We start from the raw sequence: 21,631 nt of genomic DNA on the forward strand, positions 1-21,631 counted from the left end.
TAGACTCGCCCGGATCCATGTCGACGAGTGTTCGGGGAGTGCCGATGGCCAAGGCAGCCGAGACGGCGTACGAGGCCATCCGGGCCGGCATCCTGTCCGGTGAGTTCGCCCGCGGGCAGCGGCTGCGTGAGGAGGAGCTGGCGTTGCGGGCCGGGGTGTCGCGCACGCCGATCCGCGAGGCGTTGCGCCGGCTGGACGCTGAGGGTCTCGTCGAGTTCACGCCGAACCGCGGCGCGCGGGTGGTCGCGTGGTCGGAGCAGGAGCTCGAGGACAACTACGAGGTCCGGGCCATGCTCGAAAGCTACGGTGCCCGGCTGGCCGCGGAGCGCATCACCGACGAGGAGCTCGACGACATCGCGCGGATCGCGGCCCGGATGACCGCGCTGAGCCGGAAGGGCGCGGCCGCCGCCGATGAGCTCACCGTGCTCAACGGCGACTTCCACCGCGCGATCCTGCGCGCCTCCCGGCACACGCAGCTCGACAGCATCGTCCGCGGCATCATGGACACCCCGCTGATCTTCCGCACCTTCCAGCGCTACGGCGGCGAGCGGATGCGCACGAGCGTGCGGCAGCACGCCGAGCTCGTCCAGGCGCTCCGGGCCCGCGACGGGGCGTGGGCCGAGGCCGTCATGCGCGCGCACATCCTGGCCGCGCGCTCGACCATCGTGCTGTCGCTGCGCGACGAGGAGAACGGCGACTGACGAGACCTACGGCTGGGCCCGGCCCGAGAGCCAGCCCGCCAGGGTCTCGGCCACCGCGTCGCGGGCGCCGTCGGGCTCCGCGAAGTAGTGGTCGCCGGGCAGCGTCACGAACTCCTTGTCCGCCGTCGCCGCCCCGTCGTAGAGGCCCTGGGCGTCGTTGGGGAACACGCCGCTGTCGGCGTCCGGCTGCACCACGAGGGTGGGCAGGTCGAGGCGGGCCAGATGCGGTGTGGCGACGCAGTCGGACTCCTGCAGGCTGAACATGTTGAGCCAGGTGCGCATCGTGTTCACCATGCCGACGCCCATGACGCCGTAGTTGGCGCGCTTGGGATCGCCGAAGTAGCACAGCGGCGTCGGGCGCTTCGACGGGTCGATGCTCGCGTCGACGTAGCGGGGGTCGGCCCACGTGCGGCCCATCGTGAAGATCCGGTCCCGGGCCGGACGGTCCCGCGCGGCGTCGAGCTGCTCCTTGCACCACGCGGTCAGCCGGTGGTTGCGCTCGATCTGGGCGGCCCGGTAGCGGGCGAGGAAGTCCTCGGAGTAGGAGCCGCCGTGGCGTGGGTCGTACATGTCGAGTTCGGGGTCGACCGAGTTCGGGTCGGTCTCGTCGACCATCGACGGGTCCATGGTCCGCGTGATCCATTCCGGCCGGCCGGGGTGGGCGGCCAGGAACACCATCAGGTCGCCGGGCGGAAGGTGCAGGGCCGGCTCGAACACCTTGGACCGGCCGTACGGCGGGCGGATGTTCGGCTCGCGGGACTGCGAGTGGTACGCCGCCATCAGCGAGCCGCCGCCCGAGTTGCCGAGCAGCACCACGGTCTCGACGCCGCGGTCGCGCAGCAGCCGCACGCCGACACCGATCTCGGCCAGGGCGTGGTCGAGGCTGAAGAGGTGCTCGGCCCCGCGGAACCGGGTGTTCCAGCCGAGGAACCCGTAGCCGCGCGCGGCCATCCGGGTCGCCATGTAGTGCTCGCTGAAGTCGACGTTGTAGTGCGAGGCGATGAACGCCGTGCGCGGCCGCCGCCCGGCGGGGGTGTGGTAGATGCCCTGCAGCGGATGGCCACCGGCGCCCGCCCGGCCCACGGCCGGTGAGGGAATCCCGATGAACTCTCGGTCGATGGTGGTCACGTGGAGTCCTCCCCGTGTTCGATGGGCCATGGTGGCAGGTCGGTTGAAGGTCGGCCGGTCCAGACTGGCCGGCGGCGGTGCAGGAAGGCGTCGACGCCCTCGCGGGCGTCGGGGCGGTCCAGGAGCGTCTCCATCACCAGCCGCTCGGTGCGGGCGTGCTCGAACGGACCGGCCTCGGCCGCTTCCCAGAGCAGGCGCTTGGTCGCCGCGACCGCGACCGGCGCGGCGTGCTCGACGATGTCGCGGGCGAGGGCCTGCGCGCGGGGGAGGACCTGCTCCGTCGGCAGCGCCGAGACGGCCAGCCCCCACACGGCCGCCTCGGCGCCGGTGAAGCGGCGGCCCGTGAGCAGCAACTCCTGGGCCCGCCCCAGGCCGACGTGCCGGACCAGGTTCCAATGGCCCATCAGCTCCGCGGTGACGCCGAGCCGCACGAAGGGCAGCGCGAGCACGGCGTCGTCGGCGACGAACCGGACGTCGCACTGCATCGCCAGGGTGAGCCCGAGGCCCACGGCCGCGCCCTGGATCGCCGCGACCACCGGCTTGCGGATCTGATACGGCGCGATCCACCCGGGGTCCGGGCTCTGCGCCTCGGCTCCGGCGAAGCCGTTCGCGGTCATCTCCGAGCCGGCGCAGAAGGCCCGCCCGGCGCCGGTCAGCACGACCGCTCCGACCTCGTCGGCGGCGTCGCACCACCGGAACGCGGCGCTGAGTTCGTTGCGCATCGTGCGGTCGACCGCGTTGAGCCGGTCGGGCCGGTCCAGGGTCACCGTGGCGACGCCGTCGTCGATCTCGCACCGGACCCGCGTGAGCCGCTCGGGCCGCCCGGCGCCGGACGTGTCGGCCCAGGCGAACGTGTTCTCCTCGTACTTCACGCGCTTGCGTCCGCGGGGTACGCCGCCGCTTCCGGGTCGTAGCCGTGCGGCCCGAACCGGTGGAGCCCGGTGAGAATCTGGCCGGACTCGGTGATGCCGGCGGTCTCGCGGGCGAGCGCCTTCGCCGTGTCCATGTCGAAGTGGTTGGTGACGACCACCTTCTGGGCGTAGAGGCCCCCGCCGGCCTGGATCACGGTCACGTGCTTCCAGCCGCCGTAGGCGTCGGCGGTGAAGTCGCGGATCGTGTGGAACAGCCGCATCCGGTAGCCGGCGTCGACACCGTCCATCGTGCGCATGTACTTGCGCAGGTCGGCCTCGGTCTCCGGGTTGCTCAGGTCGCGCAGCGACGGCGCCGTCAGCACCGAGCCGCCGGCGATGTCGTGCAGGTTGCGCACCATGGTGCTGAACTGCGCGGCGGCGTGGTACTTCGCCGCGTTGGTGAAGAGCTCGTCGGGCGACGCCCAGCCCTCCGGCGTGAAGGTGGCGTGGGTCATCGCGGCCTCGAACCCGGCCCGGATCAGCGTCGCGTAGATGATCATCTCCGCGATCTTGTCCTTGATGTGCCCGATCCGCGTCAGGCCGTTGGCCTCGGAGACCAGCTGCGCGAGCCCCACGAGCGTGTCCGCGAGGCGCACGTAGCTGCCGACGCTGCCGAGGCGCTCCCACAGGCCCAGGGAGTGCACGAAGGTCGCCGAGTGCTCCAGCTCGCCGGCCAGGAAGAGGCGCTCGTTGGGGACGAAGACGTCGTCGAAGACGATGAGGCCCTCGGTCATCACGTGCCGGGAGCTGTACGGGTAGAAGTCCGGGTCCAGGTCGGGTCGCGGTGCGAACGAGGCGTTGATGACCCGGACCCCGGGCGCGTTGACCGGCACCGCGGCGGCCACGCTCCAGTCCTCCTCGCCCGGCTTCATCCGCTTGGTCGGCATGACCATGAGGTCGTGCGAGACCGCGGCCGAGGAGATGTGCAGCTTCGCGCCGCGGATGACGACCCCGTCGGGTGCCCGGTCGACGATGCGGACGTACAAGTCGGGGTCGTCCTGCTTGCCCGGGGACAACGCGCGGTTGCCCTTGGCGTCGGTGATCGCCTGCACGATCCGGATGTCGCGGCGCTTGCTCTCCTCGAAGTAGGCGAGGGCCCGCTCGGCGTACTGCGGCTGCTGCGCCCGCATCCGGCTGGCCGCGGTGAGCACCATGAGCAGGCCGTTGGCCGTGGAGATGGTCGGGAAGTCCCAGTGCAGCTGCCGCTGCTGGGTCTCGCGCAGCTCCTCGACGGAGGTGGGGATGAAGAAGTACGGGCCGTGGACGTCGTCGCCGGGCTGGTAGTGCTTGTCGTAGCCGAGCGCCGCGGCCTGGGCGGGCCCTTGCAGCAACGGCTCGGCGGTCACGTCGGGCACCGAGTGGCCGTTGACGAAGATCCGGCGGCCGTCGCGCAGGGATTCCAGGTACTGGTCTCCGGTCAGCATCAGGACGGCTCCTCTGTACATGGGACTGGTTGATTCATGAGATCCGGCCCTCGGCCAGGAGTTCCCGCAGCCGGAGCTTGTCGATCTTGCCGGCCGGGTTGCGGGGGAAGGACTCGACGACGACGATGCGCTGCGGCACCTTGTAGCTGGCCAGCCGGCCGCGGCAGTGCTCCTTCACCTCGGCCGCCGACGGTGACCCGTGGCCGTCGCGCAGCGCCACGACCGCGGTCACCACCTGGCCCCAGTGCGGGTCCGGCTCGCCCACGACCGCGATCTCGGCCACGGCCGCGTGCCCGCCGACCACGTCCTCGATCTCGACGGGGTAGACGTTCTCGCCACCCCGGATGATCATCTCGTCGGCCCGGCCGGCCAGGTGCAGGAAGCCCTCCGGGTCCTTCCACGCGAGGTCGCCGGCGACGAACCACCCGTCGCGGACGGCCCGGGCGGTGAGGTCGGGCCGGTCGAGGTACCCGCTCATCACCGTGTCGCCGCGGCTGGCGATGACCCCGATCTCCCCGTCCGGCACCTCGGCGCCGTCGGGATCGAGGAGCCGGACGTCGCAGCCGAACGCCGGCCGGCCGATCGTGCCGAGCAGCCACTCCTCGCCGGCGAGGGCCCGCCGGTGGTCCTCGGGCCGCAGCACCAGCTGCCCGCCGGCCTCGGTCCCGGCGCCGAACCCGTTGTGCAGGTCGCAGCCGAAGACCTCGACCATGCGCCGGACGACCGAGGTCGGCATGGGCGCGCCGCCGTACATGATCGAGCGCAGGCCGGAGAAGTCCGCCTCCGCGAGTCCCGGATGTTCGAGCAGCTGGATGATCATGCTGGGGACGAGCATCGTGTGCCGCACGCGCCCGGACCCGAGCCAGGACAGCGCCAGATCGGCGTCCCACTGCGGCATGAGGACGGATGCTCCGCCGCGGGCGACGCCGTAGAGCAGATGCCCGAACCCGCCGGCGTGGAAGAGCGGGGCTCCCGAGTAGATCAGGTCACCCGGCCGGAGGCCGAGCTCCAGGATCCCCGACTGCGTGACCGCCTTGATCATTCGCTGGGACTGCAGCACGCCCTTCGGGGTGCCGGTCGTCCCGCTGGTGAAGGAGATGCTCAGGATGTCGTCGTCATGGGTCACCGCCGAGAGCTCGCCACCGTCCGGCCCGGCGGCGAGGAACTCCTCGTAGCCCGACTCGAACGCGATGGCGACGCGGAGCTCGCAGTCGTCGACGATCTCCTGGTACCGGGCGCTGTGGAAGATCGCCTGGGCCCCGCTGGCCGCCAGTACCGTGCGGATCTCCGCCGGGGAGAGCCGGAAGTTGAGCGCCACATATGTCGCGCCCAGCTTCATGCAGGCCAGCAGCACCTCGACGTACTCGGGGGAGTCCACCGCGAGGAGGGCGACCCGGTCGCCGCGGCCGATCCCGATCTGCCGCAGCGCCCGGGCGAGCCGGGTGATCCGCTCCTCACCCTCGGCGTACGTGCGGGTCCTGCCGTCCGCGGCGACGAGGAAGTCGGCCCGCGGCGTGAAACGCGCCTGAACGGTGACCCAGTCACCTGGCGCAAGCCCGGAAAGCTGCATGGGGGTACCTCCTCATCCTCGACGGTCGCCGGACACGTCGACGACGTGCATGCGCACCTCGTCGTCCTGCACCCACCCGTGCCGCCGGGCGTTGTCGACCATGCCGTCGAACTCGCCGCGCCACCGCTCGTCGCCCGCCCGCTCGCCGGCCAGCCGCAGCAGCGTCTGCGTGGTGACCACGACGTGCCCGTCCTCCGCGCGCCCCCAGGCCCCGATCGCGGCGCCGTCGACGACGTGCGCGCTCAACCGGTGCAGGTCGTCGAGGTCCACGAGCGTGACGCCGCCGGCCTCGACCCGCAGGATCATCGGGCGACCTTCCCGGCGTAGAACGAGGCCAGCTGGGTGTCCTCGCCGTGCGCCGCGAGCACGGACGCGGTCAGCAGCCGGGGCTGCTGGCCCGTGGAGTCCAGCAGCTGCCGGTTCGACACGGCGCGCCGGTAGTACAGGTGGGCCGGGTGCTCCCACGTGAACCCGATACCGCCGTGCAGGTGGATCGACTCGCGGGTGATCTCGGCGGCGACCCGCCCGCAGTACATCCGCGCGACGGCCAGCCCGGCCAGCGACTCCGGTCGCCGGCCGATCGCGTCGTTGTGCTGCACCGAGCGCACGGCCACCGACAGCGCGGACCGGGCCCGCTCCAGCGAGACCAGCAGATCGGCGCATTTGTGCTTGACCGCCTGGAACGAACCGATCGGCCGGCCGAACTGGGTGCGCACCTTGACGTAGTCGACCGCCATGTCCAGCGCGCGCTCGGCGGCGCCGACGCACTCGGCCGACATGCCGAGGATCGCGCCCTGGCGGATGGCGGCCACGCCGGCGCGGGCGCGGTCCTGTTCCGCGAGCAGCTCGGCCCGGGCGCCGGTCAGGCGGACCGTGCCCATGCGCCGGGTCAGGTCGAGCGTCTTCAACGGGACGACCTCGACGCCGGGGTCGTTCGCCTCGACCCAGAAGAACGCGTGGTACCCCTGATAGTCGGCGAGCACGAGGAGGGCGTCGGCCGCGGTCGCGTCGACCACGCAGGGCAGTTCGCCGCGGATCTCGAAGTCGCCGCCGGCCGCGGCCTTGGCGTGCGGGTACTCCAGCGGGAACGTCTCCTCGATGGGCAGCACCGGCACGGCGACGAGGTCCCCGGCGGCGATCCGGGCGAGCCGGTCGTGGTTGGCCTCGTCGTCGGCCAGTGCCACCAGCGCCGCGGCCACCAGCGAGGTGGTCAGGAAGGGGCCGTCGTCCAGCGCCCGGCCCAGCTCGGTGTGGACGGCCACCTCTTCCGCCAGTCCCATGCCCGCGCCGCCGAACTCCTCGGGAATCCGGACCCCGGGCAGCCCGAGCTCGCTCGCCTGCCGCCGCCAGCGATCGCGGTCGAGCCGCCGGACCGCATCGGGGTCGAGGGAGCCGCCGCGCAGGGCCGCTCCGGGGTCCCGCTCGAGGTGGGCGCGGACCACCTGCCGCAACTGTTCGATGTCGTCCATCTGCCTAGGCACTCTTCTCGCTGGCCGGGCGCTCCTCGCGCGGAAGACCGAGCACGCGCTCGGCGAGGATGTTGCGTTGGATCTCGTCGCTGCCACCGGCGATGCGGTGGGACGGCGCGCTGAGCAGCAGCTGCGACCAGGAGTACGTGCCCCAGGCGCCGGTGTCGGCGACCATCCGATAGCCCAGGAGGCGGGCCGCGACGTCGGAGTAGTACTCCATGTCGGAGGTCGTCATGAGCTTGACCACGGAGCCCGGGGCCGGTCCGCCGGCGTCCCGCAGCCGTGTGGCCGTCTCGTGGAGCACCTGCTCGCGGGCCCAGCACTCGGCCAGGAGGTCCTGGATGGCCGGATCGGCGATGGCGCCGGTCGAGCGGGCCAGGGCGAACAGCCGGATGACCGGCTCGATCATGATGCCGTTGTGGGCCCGGCCGAGCACGGAGCGCTCGCTGCCGACGGTGGTCATCGCGATGTTCCAGCCGCCGTCGACCGGTCCGAGCCGGCGGGAGTCGGGCACCCGCACACCGTCGAGGAAGACCTCGTTGAAGTGCTCGGAGCCGGTCACCTGGCGCAGCGGCCGGACGTCGATCCCGGGGGAGTCCATGTCCATGAGGAACATGCTCAGGCCGCGGTGCCGGCTCTCGGGCGGTCCGGTGCGCACGAGGAGCTCACCGAGCTTCGCGACGTGGGCGAAGGACGACCACACTTTCTGGCCGGTGACGATCCAGTCGTCGCCGTCGCGGACCGCGGTGGTGCGCAGGCTGGCGAGGTCGGAGCCGGCCTCCGGCTCGGAGAAGAGCTGGCAGCAGATCAGGTCGCCGCGCCAGATCCCGGGCAGGAAGGCCTGTTTCTGATCCTCGGTGCCGTGGGCCAGGATGGTCGGTGCCACGATCCCGTGGCTCACCATGTAGGTCGAGGTGGAGGGCACCTCGTACTCCGCGGCGATGCCGGCGACCAGTTCGACGTAGTCGTGGCCGAGCCCGCGCCCACCGAGCGCCGCAGGGCCGTCGAGCCAGGCGAGCCGGGCGTCGAACAGGTCCCGCTGCCACTTCTGGGCCTGGGCGACCTCGGCCGCCTCGTCTTCCGGCTGGGTGAGCCCGACACCGACCACGTCGTCGTCGCCGACGCCGTGCAGCATGCCGTGCCGCTCGCGCCGCGGCGCCCGGGCCGCGAAGAACGTGTGCGCTTCGGCCGCCACGGACTCGTGCGTCGCTGGCGTGGTCATCGGCTCCTCCTGCGGGTTGTGCTCTGGTTCGTGATCCGGGCGGCCGTTCACACGCGGGCGATGTCGTCGGGCTCGTCCGCCTCGCGGCCGAGGTAGGCGGACACCACCCGCGGGTCCCGGGCGACCTCCTGCGGCGTCCCGCGGGCCAGCACGGCCCCGGCATCGAGCACGGTGACCCGGTCGCAGGTGCTGAGCACCAGGTCGACGTTGTGCTCGACGAGGAGGATGCTCATGTCCCGGTCGCGGGCCAGGGTCCGGATGAGGGTGCCGAGCTCGCGGGCCTCCTCGTCGCTCAGCCCGGCCGCCGGTTCGTCCAGCAGCAGCACCTGCGGGTCGGCCGCCACCGCACGGGCGATCGCGACGAGGCGGCGCTTGCCGAACGCGAGTTCGCCCGGCTTGCGGTCGAGGTCGTCCTCGAGCCGGAACTCCCGGATCGCCGCGAGGGCGGGCGGGGTCAGCTGGATGCGGCCCGGCACGACGAGGTCGCTGAGGTAGCGGCGGCCGCCGCCGTCGTCACAGGCGACCGCGAGATTCTCGCGGATGGACAGGTCGGCGAAGAGCTCCAGGGACTGGAAGGACCTCGCCATCCCGGCCCGGGCCCGGCGCCGCGCGCTCCACGGCGCGATCGACTCGTCGTCGAGCCGGATCGAGCCGCGGGTGGGCCGGACGAACCCGGTCAGCGCGTCGATGACCGTCGTCTTGCCGGCCCCGTTCGGGCCGATCAGGCCGTGCACCTCGCCGGGGACGAGGTCCAGCGTCACGTCGTCGACGGCCACGACGCCGCCGAACTGCACCCGCAGGCCGGCCACGTGCAGCGTCCGCGACGGCCGGCGGTCGTGCGCCGGCGTGACGGGCTGCTCCCGCTCGGCCCGAGGGCGGGACGGGAAGGACGGCACCCGCAGGAGCCGGCCGATCCGGCGCACGAGGTGGGCGTTCATCTCGTAGAGGCCGTTGCGGCCGCTGCGCAGGACGTAGAGCAGGAACAGCCCGCTGACCAGCGGCAGGTAGCTCTCCAGGTTGTCGGCGCCGTGCAGGATCTGCGTGCCGACGCCGCCGGGCAGCAGCGTCGCCGCGAGCAGGGCACCGCCGATGGTGCCGATGCCGCCGACGACCGCGACGCCGATGGCGGTGATCGAGGTGAGCACGTCGAACTGGGCCGGGAGGACGGTGACGCCCTGGAAGGCCAGCAGGACGCCGGCGAGCGCGGCGAGCGCCGACGCGAGCGCGAAGGCGTAGAGCTTGCCGACGAACACGTTGACGCCGAGGGCGGCCGCCGCCCGTTCGTTGGACCGGACCGCGAGCAGGCGCCGGCCGGCCCGGCCGCGGCGCAGGTTGGCCACGGCCAGGGCGCTGAGGGTCAGCGCCGCGAGCGCCACGAGCCCGTAGTTGTAGGGATGCTTGATCGCCCCGAAGTCCCAGCCGAAGATCGACGGCTCGCCGATCGGGATGCCGGTGTCGCCGCCGGCGAACTGGAAGTCGCTGAGCACCAGGCTGAACAGCACGATGCCCATGCCGAGCGTCGCGATGGCGAGGTTGATGCCCCGGGTCCGCAGCGCCGGCAGCGCGACCAGCACGCCGACGAGCGCCGCGGCCACCATCGCGCCGATCAGCGCCGGCAGGAAGCTCCAGCCCGCGCGGGAGACGAACGTCGCCGCGGCGAAGGCCCCCGACCCGGCGAGCACGTACTGGGCCAGCGACAGCTGCCCGGCGTACCCGGTGACCACGGTGACCGACAGGGTGAGGATCGCGAACGCCATCGTGACCGTCAGCGCCTGCGCCCACACCGGTGAGACCACGAACGCGATCAGGAAGGCGAACACGCCCACGACCACGACCGTCGGAATGACCCGGATGCGGCCGTCGCCGACGCTGGGCAGGCGCTCCAGCACGTGGCTCCGCAGCGGCAGCGAGCTTCCCCGCAGTACCAGATAGGCCACGATGACCACGAAGGGAACACTGTCTCCCCAGCCGGTGACCGTGACATAGCGGGTCGTCAGGGCCTGCACGACGCCGATGCCCAGCGCGCCGGCGAAGGCGATCGGGAACGAGACGAAACGGCCGAGCAGCGCGGCCGCGAGGGCCGGCACGATGAGCAGGGTGAGCTGCGTCGGCTGCAGGTAGGTGATCGGGCCGATCAGCGCGCCGGCCAGGGCGGCGATGCCGGCCGCGAGTGCCCAGTTGGCGGTCGCGATCCGGTCCGGTGAATGGCCCAGGCTCGCGACCGCCCGCTGGTTCTCGGCCATGGCACTGGCCACCCGCCCGAACGACGTCCAACGGAAGACCGCGTAGAGCGCGGCCGTGAGAGCGGCACCGATCAGCAGGATGATGAGCCGGTCGACACCGAGGGTTGTTCCGGGCAGCGGCTCCACGGCGTCGGTGGGCAGGAAGGAGGGCACGCTGATGGGGCCCACCCCGTAGCGCAGCACGGCCGCGGCCTGGAGGGTGAGCAGCACGCCCAGGGTCGCGATCACCCGTTCGATCGGCGACGAGGTACGCATCGGCCGCAGAATCAGGTACTGCACCGCGACCCCGAGCAGGACGCCGACCGCGGTCGCGGCGATGACGGCGGGAATCGCGGGCCAGCCGGCCGCCACGCGGAACTCGTAGTACGCGTAGCCGCCGACCATCACGAACGAGCCCTGCGCGAAGTTCACGATCCCGGAGCCCCGGTAGATCAGCACCAGCCCCTGGCCGAGGAGGCTGTAGATGGCGCCGATGCCCAAGCCGAGCAGGACGAACTGGACGATTTCCACGGTCACTCCGTTCCTGGGGCGGTGGCGTCACCGAGGTAGAGGGACTCCGCGGCCGCGATGCCGTCGGCCGCGTTACCGGCCGCCGCGACGGCACCGCGCCGCAGGAGGTACCAGCGGTCGGCGACCGCCATGGCCCGGCGGGCCTGCTGTTCGACCAGCAGGACCGCGACCCCCTCCTGGTCGGCCGCCCGTCGCAGAGCGGCGAACAGGCGGTCGACCACGAGCGGAGCGAGACCGAGGGAGAGCTCGTCGAGCAGCAGCGCGACCGGGCTGGCGGCCAGGGCCCGGGCCAGCGACAACATCTGCTGCTCGCCGCCGGACAGCAGCCCGGCCCGGGTCGCGAGCAGCGGTTCGAGCTCGGGGAAGAGTTCCAGGGCCCGTTCGATGCGCCCCGGCCCGAGCAGCAGGTTGTCGCGCACCGACATGCCCATGAGCACGGATCGCTCCTCGGGCACGAAGCTCATACCCATACGGGCCCGAACGTGGAGCGGGGCGGTCGTGACCGTCCCGCGCCATCGCACCTCGCCCCCGATCGGCGGCAGTTCGCCGGCCGCGGTGAGGATCGTCGTCGACTTGCCCGTCCCGTTGGCCCCGAGGAGCGCGACGATCTCGCCGCGCATCACCTTGAGGTCGACGTCGCGCACCACAGCCAGGTCGTCGTACCCCGCGCTCAGTCCGCGCAGCTCGAGGACGGGCGCGTCCTGCGCCGCCACCGTCGTCACTGCCGCCGATGCGTTCATCTACCTGGTGCCCAGTGGGTCGATGGCGTCGCCGTCCTGCTTGAGCGTTCCGCCCACCGCCTCGGACACGTAGACCTTGAAGGTGGGCACCCGCGGGTAGGTCTGGACGACCGGCGGGTTGGGGATGCCGGCGTAGTCGGGCACGGTGCCCAGCACGATCGGCTTGTCGAGCTTGTCCAGCAGGCCGGTGATCGCGGCGGCCGAGACGTTGCCGCCCAAGCGCTTCACGATCTCGACGAGGAACGTGATCGAGGTCCAGGTGCCCAGGGAGCCGTTGTCGGTCACGGCCTCCGGGTGGTACTTGGCCATGTCGGCCAGGAACTGCTGCACCTGCGGGATCGAGGTGTTGGTCACGGGCACCGCGGACGACGTGATGAACACCTTGTCGGCGAGGTCACCGAGCGCCTTCTGGTCGGCGGGCTTGAAGATGTTCGCCAGGGTCGCGATGTTGCCCTTGAACCCGGCCTGGCGGATGGCCCGGATGATCCGCGGCGCATCGGTCGCGGTGGAGGCGACGGCGATGGCGTCGGGGGTCTTGGCCAGCGCCGAGGAGGCGACGGCGCTGAAGTCGGGCGCGCCGAGCGGGGCCAGGATCCGGTAGGACTGGGCACCGCCCGCCTTCGCCCCGTTGGCGATGTCGTCGGCGGCGGCGTAGGCGGCGGCCGCGTCGGCGACGATCACCGCGATGTTCTTGCCGCCCTTGTTGGCCAGCAGGCGGCCCAGGCCGACCTGCATCGACTGGGTGCCCCCGGTGATCGGGTACGACACCTTGCTCGTGCCTTCGGTGGGGCCGCCCGATCCGGCGCCGGCCAGCCACGGGATACCCGCGGCCTCGAGCACGGGCAGTTCCGCGGGCGCCTGCGAGCTGGCCGCGCCGACCACGGCGACGACGCCGCTGCTGACGGCCTGGCGGGCGCAGGCCGCGCCGGTGTTGGCGTTGTACGCGTCGTTGCAGTACTCCACCTCGATCTTCCGGCCGTCGATGCCGCCGGCGGCGTTGATGGACTGCACGTGCGCGTCGAGACCGGCCTTCGCGTCCTTCAGTGACAGGTTCGGGCTCTCGAACGTCCCGATCTGCATGATCTTGATCGGGCCGCTGCTGCTGGCGGCGGAGCTCGGCTGGTCCTCGCCGCGGCAGGCGGTGAGGCCGGCCGCGAGCGAGAGGATGGCTAAGGGAACGAGGACACGGCGGGGTGAGGGGATGGGCATGTCGGTCCTTTCGGATTATCCGAGCTGTCTCCGTGTCGGAGAGAGGGTGTGCAGCACGGGACCAAATCAGCGCAGGCTTTGGATGTTCGCCCCGGCGGGCAGTTCGCGGCCGGAGTCGGAGTACGCCTTGGAGATGGCGGCCTGGGCCAGGGGCTTGTAGGACGGTCGCTTCTCGGTCACGACCCGGGCCGAGCGCTGCGCGGCCGTGAGCGTGCCCTGGAAGTGCGGCATGACGTAACGAGCGAAGAGTTCGAGACTGGTCAGCGCCTTCTCCCGGCTCGCCCAGTCGTGGGTCATGATCATGAACCCGCCGAAGCCGCCGGTCTGGTCGAGCATCCGCTCGATGGCCTCGATGGCGTCCGCGGGCGTGCCGATGATGGAGCTGTCGTCGGCGATCTCGTCGGCGAGGGTGTAGTCGTTCTCCAGGCCCAGCACCGGCTTGAAGTACCGCTCCCGCTCCTCGGCCCGGCCCCGTTCGACGTCGCGGATCGCCTGGTCGCGGTCCTCGGCGAGGTGGACCCGGACCACCATCCGCCACTCGTCCCGGCTGATGGTCGTGCCGGCGTCCTTGGCCGCCTGCTCGGCGATCTCCCACTGGGCGCGCATGTCCTTTTTCCCGCCGATGAACCCGGCGCTCAGCGACAGGACACCGACGCCGTGCTTGCCGGCCGTGGTCACGCCCGAGGGTGAGGTCGTGCTGGCCACGGCGATCGGGACGCCCTTCGGGCTGAGCGGCAGGAAGGCCAGCTGGGCCTCGCGCAGCTCGAACCACTCGGTGGAGGCGGTGACGGTCTCGCCGTCGAGGAGCCGGATGATCACGTCCAGCGCCTCGTTCATCCGGGACCGCTGGGTCACCGGCGCGATGCCCATCATGTCGGCGTCGGAGATGAGCGCACCCGGCCCGACGCCGAGCATCGCGCGGCCGAGGCTGAGGTGGTCCAGCAGCACGGTGCGGTCGGCGACCAGCAGCGGGTGGTGGTACGGGAGGCTGACCACGCCCGTGCCGAGCCGGATCCGCGAGGTGCGGACGGCCGCGGCGGCCAGCGCCATGAACGGGTCGGCGATGCGCTCGACGCCGGTCGAGTGGTGCTCGCCGACCCATGCCTCGTCGTATCCGAGCCGGTCGGCGAGCTCGATGAGCGCCAGGTCGTGGCGCAGGGAGAGCACCGGACTGTCGTCGTTGGCGTGGAACGGGGCGATGAACACACCGAAAGTCATGGGCGTCGGACGAGGCATGGAGATCTCCTCATAAGCGGGTGTCGATCGAGTGCGAAGCAGGGGGAGCCAGGGGAGCGTGCCCGGCGCGTGTGATGCCGGTCTCAACAAGTGATTGCTGAATCTACTCAGAAACTCGACGAGCGCAAGAGACTGCCGGAAACATGTTTGTCACTGTGCCGTCGCGTGCACCTGTGCAGATATGCATGGGTCTCGACGTGCTCCGCCCTCGCGGAGGGGTGGGCGACGTACCTGAATCTGTTCAGATTCAGGGTGGCGTACGACACACAGATGGCGCTATGGTTCCTCCGCGTTCACTTTGGGAGACCCGGCGACGAAGGGTGGCGGCATGCAGGAACTGTCTGACGAGCCGGATCCGACGCGCAGCCGGCGCCTGGAGCGGGTCGCCGCCAACCTGCGCGGGGCGGTGCGGCGGCAGGACGGGCGGGAGACGCCGGTCGGCCCGCGGGCCCTGCGGACCCGCAAGAAGCTGCTCGAGGTCGCCGAGAAACTCTTCGCCCGCGACGGCTACGCGAACGTGTCCCTCGGCGACATCGCCCAGCAGTCCGGCGTGAGCCTGGGGACCGTCTACCAGTACTTCGCCGACCGCGACGACATCGTGGCGACGCTCGCCGGCGAGAGCGCCCTGCGCATGCTGAACCGCGGGGCCGACTTCTGGGACGCGGCGACCGGCCGCCTCGGTCTGCGCCGGGCGGTCAGCGCGATCGTGACGACCCAGTGGGAGAACCGCGACTTCTTCAGCCTCTGGGAGACCGCCAGCCAGAGTGATACCCGGCTGGCCGAGCTGCGCCGGGAATGGGTCGGCAGCTTCCGCCACTCCTTCGCGCGGTCCCTGGCCCGCGGCATGAAGAGCGGGCACGTCCGATCGGGCCTCGACCCGGAGGAGACGGCGCGGGCCATGAGCCTCATGGTGAGCGCGTACTGCTACGACGCCTTCGTCGCCGACCCGCCCGACCCGCCCCTGGACCCCGAGGGCGTGATCGACCACCTGACCGCGCTGTGGGCGGACGCGATAGGGCTGCGCGAGGACCGCGAACTGCGGCCCGGAGACGCGTGAGTCGCTTGAGCCGCACGGAGAGGACGAAGATGTCGACCAGCACCGCCCACCGCCAGGCCGGCTCGGCCGATGACCCCGCCTGGTTCCGCCACGTCCTCGGGCAGTACCCCACCGGCGTCTGCGTGATCACCGCCCAGCCGGACGACGGCCCGCCGATCGGCATGGTCGTCGGCTCGTTCTCGTCGGTGTCGATGCACCCGCCGCTGGTCGGGTTCTACCCGAGCGTCACCTCGGAGACGTGGCCGCACCTGCGGCGGGCCGGCAACTGGTGCGTCAACATCCTCGCCGCCCACCAGTCCGACGTGTGCCGCCGGATCGCGACCGCTCCGCTCGCCGAGCGGTTCGAGGGCGTCCCCTGGCGCCCGGCCCCGTCCGGCGCCCCGATCATCGAGGGCGCGGTGGCCTGGATCGACTGCGTCCCGGTCGCCGTACACGACGCCGGCGACCACAAGATCGCGCTCGCCGAGGTGCGCCACCTCGACACCGCGAGCACCGAGCTCCCGTTGCTGTTCTTCCGCAGCGGCTACGGCAGCTTCACGCCGCTCACCCTGACCGCCTACGACCCGGACATGAGCCTCACCCGCCCGCTGCGCCACTTCGAGCTCATCCGCTCGATCGCACAGGAGCTGCCCGACAACGGTCTGCGCTGCCTGGTGACCGCACCGGTGAGCGACAGCGTCGTCGTCATCGGCCAGCTCGACCCGCCCTCGGCCACGGTCGCGGCCCAGCCCACGACGCTGGTCGGCCAGCGCCTGCCGTTCCGGCCGCACGGCCCCTCGATCTTCGAGGCGTGGGCGCCCGAGGGCGAGCAGGCAGCGTGGGTCGCCAAGTTCGCGCCGGACTCGCAGGAGGCCGAGATCCGGGCCCTGGCCCGCATCCGGGAGCGCGGGTTCTCCATCGGCCTCGGCAGCGAGGGCCATCGGCGCTTCGCCGCGGCCCTCGGCCGGCTCGCCGCCGAACCCGGCACGGTGCCCAACGAGGAGCTCGACGAGCTGGTGGCCTCGCTGGACTACGAGCCGCCGGAGCTCTCCGACGAGGTGCTGGCGCAGGCGCGGGTGATCTCCGCGCCGGTCTTCGACAGCGGCGGACATCCGGTCCTGGCCATGACCGTCTTCGGCTTCAAGGCCACGCCGGAGGCCGTCCGCGACGCGATCGCGGCGGTCACGGGTTGCGCGGAGAAGGCGACGCTCGCGCTGGCGCCGCGGCGCGACTGAGGCCGGTTGATCAGGGTCGTCGAGCCCGAGGCGTCGACCTCACGAACCGCCCTCTCGAGGCTCAGGGCTGCGAGTGGAGTTTGAACTCGCGCCCTGAGCCCGAGATGCCGGAGGGGCGGGTGGGGTCAGCTGGGTTCGGGGACGCGGACCGTGATGCAGTGCTTGGGCGGGTTGGGGATCCGGCTGGCGATGGCCCAGGTGCAGCCCTTGCCCGATGCCGTGCCGGTGACGTTCGCGACCGGCAGGTCTTCGATGAGGTCGTACTGGGAGCAGAAGGACAGGGTCGATGCCGGGGTGGCGTTGAGCAGGGTGCCCGAGGCGCAGGCGGGCTCGAGGACGGTCAGCCAGGATTGGATCAAACGTTGGCCGGTCGGCGTGTCGTCCCACCCGAAGTAGGCGAAGTCGACGTCGCCGATGGTGATCCAGGCGCCCCAGTCCTCGCCGGAGTAGCCGTCATAGTAGTTCCAGTGGGCGGCGTTGCCCTCGGTGCGGATGAAGTCGTCGGTGTAGGAAGAGGGCACGTCGATGACGTTGCAGTTGGTCTTGTTGTTGTGGGCGGTGGAGTCGCGGCACAGTACGGCCGTCACGGCGTTGTTCGAGGTCGGCAGCCCGGCGACCTGCACGGTGGTGCCGCTGCCGCAGGACCAGTGCTCGGTGGTCGCGGCCCCGGTCCACTTGACGTAGGCGCACTTGCCGTCGCCCACGGTGTCGGTGATGTTCAGGACGAAGGCGCGTGTCCCGAGCGCGTCCCAGCCGTTCGCGACGAGCTTGGCGCCCGGCACGTCCAGGGTGACCTGGATGCTGGTGCCGCCCGTGTACTTCCAGGAGCCGGACCAGCCGGTGCCGGAGGGAATGGCGAACGCGGCCTGCGGTGCGATCGCCACCGCCGCCGCGACAGTGGCCGCGACGACGAGGACTCGAGTCAATCTGATAGCCGGCTTCATAGCCGGCGAGTCTGCTCAGCGACGAGGTCGCATGCCCGTGACTGTCGTTGTTGCGACGGTGGCGACCGGCGGTGGCGCACCCGTCGGGCACATCCCGCGGCAGGCCGTAAAGCCTGACCCCCGCCTCAGCGTGGCGGGATCTTGTCCTTGGTGACCGCGTTTTCGAGATCCCGGGCGAAGGCGTCCGGATCGCGGGTGCGTACGTAGTTCGACACGGCGTCGTAGAAGCCCTCCTGGAACTGCGGGCTCATGGCCTCGCCGTGGGCGACCGACAGCAGCACCGATGAGCCCCAGAGGCTCTTCGAGGCATCGCGCTGGTAGGCGGACAGGGACGAAACGTCGACGTTCCGGAGCACCGGTACCGACCCCTTTGCCTTGCTGAACGGGATCTGGGTCGCCGGCTTGCTGATGTCGCTGAGGAAGGCAAGGGCGTTCTTGGCGTTCCTGGCCCTGGTCGCGGCCACGAAGACGTCGACAACCGCGAGGAAGCTGTCGCCGGTGCCGGGAAACGGCACAGCTCCGAAGTCTTTGCCCTCCCGTGCGCCGTCGGCGACCAGCTCGCCGTACGCGGAGTCGTTCAGGGACTCGAAGGCGCAGCCGCCGGTGGCGAGCTTCTTCGTCGCCGCGTCCCAGGTCGACGTACCGGCCTCGGGATCGGCGTAGGCGAGGATGGCACCGAAGGTCCGCAGCGCCGTCCGCACCTGCGCGCTGCGCCAGTTGAGGCGGTCGGCGGCCATGTCCTGCCAGCCCTTCACCCCGATTGTGCTGAGCAGCACGTTCTCGAACAGCTCGACGGTGGTGAACGGGTCCTTGCCGCCGAGACACAGCGGGATGGCTCCGGACGCCCTGACCTTCCGCAGACCGTCCAGGAAGGCGGCGAGGGTGTAGTCGCTGGAGGGCAGCGCGACGCCGGCCCGGTTGAGTAGCGCGGTGTTGAACCACAGCATGTTGCTGCGATGGGCACCCGTCGGCACCCCGTACGGCTTGCCGTCGCGCATGAGCGAACGCAGGATGGTCGGCTGCATCGTCGCGCGCAGGTCGCCTTCGGTGAAGACCGACGTGACGTCGCGGATGACGCCGCGGTCGGCGTAGCCTTGCACGGACTTGCCCGCGAAGGTCTGCCAGACGTCGGGTGGGTTGCCGTGCTGCAGCCGTTTGGCCAGCGCCACGACCGCCTGTGACCCGGCGCCGCCCGCGACCGCGGCGTTGACGACATCGACGTTCGGATTCGACTGGTGCACGGCGGAGAAGAGGACGTTCAGCGCGGCGGCTTCCGACCCGGAGGTCCACCACGACACGACCTCGAGCTGATTGGTGTCCGTCGTGGCGCTCGTCGGCTTCTGCGCGCCGCAGCCGGCCACGGCGAGCGCTATGACCGCGACCGCCGCGACCGCGCGGCGCAGGCGGCTCATGCCGCGCTCCCGGTGACGGTGCTCGGCCCGGCATCCCCGGGCAGGCCCGGCTCGGTGCTCACGCGGACGGACCCGGGCGCGGCCCTCAGGTCGTAGAGGGCGTAGAGCCCGACGACGGCGAAGCATGCGGCTGGGACGACAAAGGAGATCGCCGCGCTCGTCTGGTCCACGAGCTTGCCCTGGAGCAGCGGCATGATCGCGCCGCCCACGATGGCCATCACGAGTCCGGCGGCGCCGAACTTGGTCGCCGGCCCGAGCCCTTTGAGGGCGACGCCGTAGATCGTCGGGAACATGAGCGACAGACAGAAGGACAGGGCGACCACGGCGAGGACCCCGGCGAGGTTGGGACTCGACATCGCGAACACGCAGAGCATCACCGCCAGCAGGGCCAGCACGGCGAGCACCTTGGTGGCGCGCACGCGACCGATCACCCACGTCATCAGGAATCGTGATCCGAGGAAGACGAGCAAGCTGACCTGAAGGTAGGCGCCGCCCTTCTGCAGGCTGCCGCCCAGTGCCTGCTGTACATACTGAATCAGGAACGTCCAGGTGCACACCTGAGCCGCGATGTTCGCGAACTGGGCGATCACCCCGAAGCGGTAGCGCTTGCTGCGCCACAGCACGCCGAACAGGTGACCGGTGCCGCCGGCATGCGGGCCGGCATCGGGGAACTCCTCGACGATCGGCGGCGCCTTCTGGCTCGCGATGGCGACGGCGATGAGCAGCAGGAGGAAGGCCAGCCCCAGGTAAGGGGCCATCACGGCACCGAGCTCGCCCGCGCGGATGGTGTGCAGCTGGGCTGGGCTCAGTGACGAGATGTCCACCGGGTCCACGAGTTTGGGCAGGATGAGCGTCGAAGCCAGTAGCACACCGATGTTCGTCCCCAGCGGATTGAATGCCTGGGCGAAGTTCAGCCGCCGGGTCGCCGTCTCCTCCGAGCCGAGCGACATGACGTACGGGTTCGCGGAGGTCTCCAGGATCGAGCAGCCGGCGGCCATCGCGAACAGGGCCAGCAGGAACGCCTCGTACGTCATGATCTTGCTCGCCGGATAGAAGAGGAAGGCGCCCAGCGCCGCCAGGCCCAGTCCGGTGAGGATTCCCGTCTTGTAGCCGAAGCGCTGGTTGATGAAGGCCGCCGGAAGCGCGAGCAGGAAGTACGCGCCGAAGTAGGCCAGCTGGACGAGCGACGCCTGGAAGGTGCTCATCTCGAAGATTCGCTTGAAGCCCGCCACCATCGGCGTGGTCAGGTCCTGCGCTATGCCCCAAGCGGTGAAACAGCCGATCAGAGCAATGAAGAGCAGTAGCATCCCGCGGCCGAGCAGTGGCTGCCGCTGCTCCCGGCCGTCTCCGTCGTCATCCCCTGCTGGCGGCGCCATGCTGGCCCTGGGCACTCCTTCCGTGCACCGCGTGCGCGCGGTTGGTCGGTGACCTGGTCAGCGGACTCGCAGGAGCGGATCGATGGAACACTCGTGATCGAGACGGGCGCCGCCTTCGCGCGAGTGCGGCCGGCACGCGCGTTTCGCGAGCTACCCACTCCGGCGCGCCACAAACGGGGTCAAGGGGTCGTGGGCTTCGAAGATGCGGTCGAGGCCCCGAGCCGCGTCCGGACATCGCCGAATTGAGTGCGGTCAGTGTGTCCGGGTCTCCCAGACCGGCAGGTAGGGCTCGTCGTTGTGCACGATGATGTCGACGTGGTCGGTCGGGCGGACCGTGGCGAAGTAGAACTGCTGGGAGGGGATGTACCGCTCGCGCCAGCGCCGTTCGACCTCGGGCCGGGATGACACCTGGCGCTCTCGGATCACGGCACGGTCCACGGTCTTCTCGAGTGCGGTCGACACGAAGACGCGCAGGTCCCACCGGTCGATCAGTTCCGGGCGCATGAGGAAGACGCCGTCGAAGACCAGCACGGCGTCGGCTGGGGCAGTCGTGGCCGGCGGGGACAGCGCAGTATCCGTTGTGCGGTCGTAGACCGCGTGTTGGAAGCGTCGGTCTCCGGCCGGGCCGAGCGGATCGAGCAGAACCCGGTTCAGCGCGTCGTAGTCGTGGGTGTCGAAGTAGCAGCCTTCGGCCGAGTACTCGCCGCGCGGGTAGCGCTGTGCCCGGGGGAAGAGGAAATCGTCGATCGTCGCGCGGATGACGTCGCGGCCCTGGTCGCGCAGGATGACGGCCAGCTCGTCGGCGAGGGTGGTCTTGCCGGCGGCGGGGGGTCCGTCGATGGCAACCCGCGTCGGGTGCGCGACGGTGACGGACCCGACTGCCTCGGCCAGGCTGCCGAGCAACTCGTCTCGGGTGCTTTGGTCCATGTCCTGCCCCGTCCTGGTCTCGCGGAGGTCGCCGTGTCCGGCCGACCATATGCCCGCCAGCCCCTCTTTCGCGCCCGCCACTCGCCGAGTGAGCGGGATTGCGGCATGCGGAAGTGGCTGCGGTCGCGGCGCAAACGGACTGCCATGCCGGCGCGGCATCGCAGTGCGGAGCTCGGGACCTGTTCCGGCTCAAAGGATTACGTAGCTCGCTCCGACTGGCTGCCCCTGGTCAGTTGCGGGAGCTTCGCGTCGAATGCCGGCCGTTCGGAGCGGATGCGGGGGATGCGGTCGAAGTTGCGCAGTGGCGGCGGGCAGGTGGTCGCCCATTCGAGGGCGTT

The 21,631-nt window shown here is 71.1% G+C and carries 18 protein-coding genes; 3 read left to right on the forward strand and 15 right to left on the reverse strand.

Translation table 11 applies throughout. The features are described 5' to 3' along the window. The first annotated feature begins 44 nt into the window (after positions 1 to 44). Positions 45 to 701 (forward strand): GntR family transcriptional regulator, encoded by a 657-nt coding sequence (locus ABZS58_RS41765; protein ID WP_354789422.1) that lies wholly within the window; start codon positions 45 to 47, stop codon positions 699 to 701. Between the two features lie 6 nt (positions 702 to 707). Here ABZS58_RS41765 and ABZS58_RS41770 read toward each other — a convergent pair whose 3' ends face one another. The 11 genes from ABZS58_RS41770 to ABZS58_RS41820 all read right to left on the reverse strand — a co-directional run bounded on the left by ABZS58_RS41770 (position 708) and on the right by ABZS58_RS41820 (position 14,345). Further along, positions 708 to 1,829 (reverse strand): hypothetical protein, encoded by a 1,122-nt coding sequence (locus ABZS58_RS41770; RefSeq protein ID WP_354789424.1) that lies wholly within the window; start codon positions 1,827 to 1,829, stop codon positions 708 to 710. Further along, complete coding sequence (locus tag ABZS58_RS41775) at positions 1,826 to 2,701, reverse strand: enoyl-CoA hydratase-related protein (protein WP_354789426.1); 876 nt, start codon at positions 2,699 to 2,701, stop codon at positions 1,826 to 1,828. Before ABZS58_RS41775 ends, ABZS58_RS41770 begins: the two co-directional genes overlap by 4 nt. Next, positions 2,698 to 4,164, reverse strand: a complete 1,467-nt coding sequence (locus ABZS58_RS41780) for a 4-hydroxyphenylacetate 3-hydroxylase N-terminal domain-containing protein (RefSeq protein ID WP_354789428.1) — start codon at positions 4,162 to 4,164, stop codon at positions 2,698 to 2,700. Before ABZS58_RS41780 ends, ABZS58_RS41775 begins: the two co-directional genes overlap by 4 nt. A gap of 34 nt (positions 4,165 to 4,198) precedes the next feature. Next, on the reverse strand, positions 4,199 to 5,734 hold the full coding sequence (locus ABZS58_RS41785; RefSeq protein ID WP_354789429.1) for an AMP-binding protein: 1,536 nt from the start codon (positions 5,732 to 5,734) through the stop codon (positions 4,199 to 4,201). Between the two features lie 12 nt (positions 5,735 to 5,746). Then, complete coding sequence (locus tag ABZS58_RS41790; RefSeq protein ID WP_354789431.1) at positions 5,747 to 6,040, reverse strand: hypothetical protein; 294 nt, start codon at positions 6,038 to 6,040, stop codon at positions 5,747 to 5,749. Further along, complete coding sequence (locus tag ABZS58_RS41795; protein WP_354789432.1) at positions 6,037 to 7,203, reverse strand: acyl-CoA dehydrogenase family protein; 1,167 nt, start codon at positions 7,201 to 7,203, stop codon at positions 6,037 to 6,039. Before ABZS58_RS41795 ends, ABZS58_RS41790 begins: the two co-directional genes overlap by 4 nt. Before the next feature lie 4 nt (positions 7,204 to 7,207). After that, on the reverse strand, positions 7,208 to 8,425 hold the full coding sequence (locus ABZS58_RS41800) for an acyl-CoA dehydrogenase family protein (protein WP_354789433.1): 1,218 nt from the start codon (positions 8,423 to 8,425) through the stop codon (positions 7,208 to 7,210). A gap of 47 nt (positions 8,426 to 8,472) precedes the next feature. Beyond that, on the reverse strand, positions 8,473 to 11,178 hold the full coding sequence (locus tag ABZS58_RS41805) for a branched-chain amino acid ABC transporter permease/ATP-binding protein (RefSeq protein WP_354789434.1): 2,706 nt from the start codon (positions 11,176 to 11,178) through the stop codon (positions 8,473 to 8,475). Positions 11,179 to 11,180: 2 nt separating this feature from the next. Further along, the gene (locus tag ABZS58_RS41810) at positions 11,181 to 11,900 is read right to left on the reverse strand and encodes an ATP-binding cassette domain-containing protein (RefSeq protein ID WP_354789436.1); all 720 of its coding nucleotides are present in this window, start codon (positions 11,898 to 11,900) and stop codon (positions 11,181 to 11,183) included. Positions 11,901 to 11,918: 18 nt separating this feature from the next. After that, the gene (locus tag ABZS58_RS41815; RefSeq protein ID WP_354789437.1) at positions 11,919 to 13,127 is read right to left on the reverse strand and encodes an ABC transporter substrate-binding protein; all 1,209 of its coding nucleotides are present in this window, start codon (positions 13,125 to 13,127) and stop codon (positions 11,919 to 11,921) included. Between the two features lie 66 nt (positions 13,128 to 13,193). Next, positions 13,194 to 14,345, reverse strand: a complete 1,152-nt coding sequence (locus tag ABZS58_RS41820) for an LLM class flavin-dependent oxidoreductase (RefSeq protein WP_354789438.1) — start codon at positions 14,343 to 14,345, stop codon at positions 13,194 to 13,196. Between the two features lie 346 nt (positions 14,346 to 14,691). Here ABZS58_RS41820 and ABZS58_RS41825 point away from each other — a divergent pair, with 346 nt between their 5' ends. Further along, positions 14,692 to 15,420: a TetR/AcrR family transcriptional regulator gene (locus ABZS58_RS41825; RefSeq protein WP_354789440.1), complete on the forward strand. Its 729-nt coding sequence runs from the start codon at positions 14,692 to 14,694 to the stop codon at positions 15,418 to 15,420. A 29-nt stretch (positions 15,421 to 15,449) separates the two neighbouring features. Next, positions 15,450 to 16,634 carry a flavin reductase gene (locus ABZS58_RS41830; RefSeq protein WP_354789442.1) on the forward strand — a complete coding sequence of 395 codons (1,185 nt, stop codon included), beginning with the start codon at positions 15,450 to 15,452 and terminating at the stop codon, positions 16,632 to 16,634. Between the two features lie 125 nt (positions 16,635 to 16,759). On the opposite strand, the gene ABZS58_RS41835 is transcribed toward ABZS58_RS41830, so the two are convergent. The 4 genes from ABZS58_RS41835 to ABZS58_RS41850 form a co-directional block, all read right to left on the reverse strand. After that, the gene (locus ABZS58_RS41835; protein WP_354789443.1) at positions 16,760 to 17,578 is read right to left on the reverse strand and encodes a hypothetical protein; all 819 of its coding nucleotides are present in this window, start codon (positions 17,576 to 17,578) and stop codon (positions 16,760 to 16,762) included. A 125-nt stretch (positions 17,579 to 17,703) separates the two neighbouring features. Beyond that, positions 17,704 to 18,990, reverse strand: a complete 1,287-nt coding sequence (locus tag ABZS58_RS41840; protein ID WP_354789445.1) for an ABC transporter substrate-binding protein — start codon at positions 18,988 to 18,990, stop codon at positions 17,704 to 17,706. Beyond that, positions 18,987 to 20,366: an L-fucose:H+ symporter permease gene (fucP, locus tag ABZS58_RS41845; protein WP_354789446.1), complete on the reverse strand. Its 1,380-nt coding sequence runs from the start codon at positions 20,364 to 20,366 to the stop codon at positions 18,987 to 18,989. Before fucP ends, ABZS58_RS41840 begins: the two co-directional genes overlap by 4 nt. Before the next feature lie 252 nt (positions 20,367 to 20,618). Beyond that, positions 20,619 to 21,293: a uridylate kinase gene (locus ABZS58_RS41850; RefSeq protein ID WP_354789448.1), complete on the reverse strand. Its 675-nt coding sequence runs from the start codon at positions 21,291 to 21,293 to the stop codon at positions 20,619 to 20,621. Positions 21,294 to 21,631 lie beyond the last annotated feature (338 nt).

It is taken from the genome of Dactylosporangium sp. NPDC005555, assembly GCF_040605635.1.
Lineage (GTDB): Bacteria > Actinomycetota > Actinomycetes > Mycobacteriales > Micromonosporaceae > Dactylosporangium.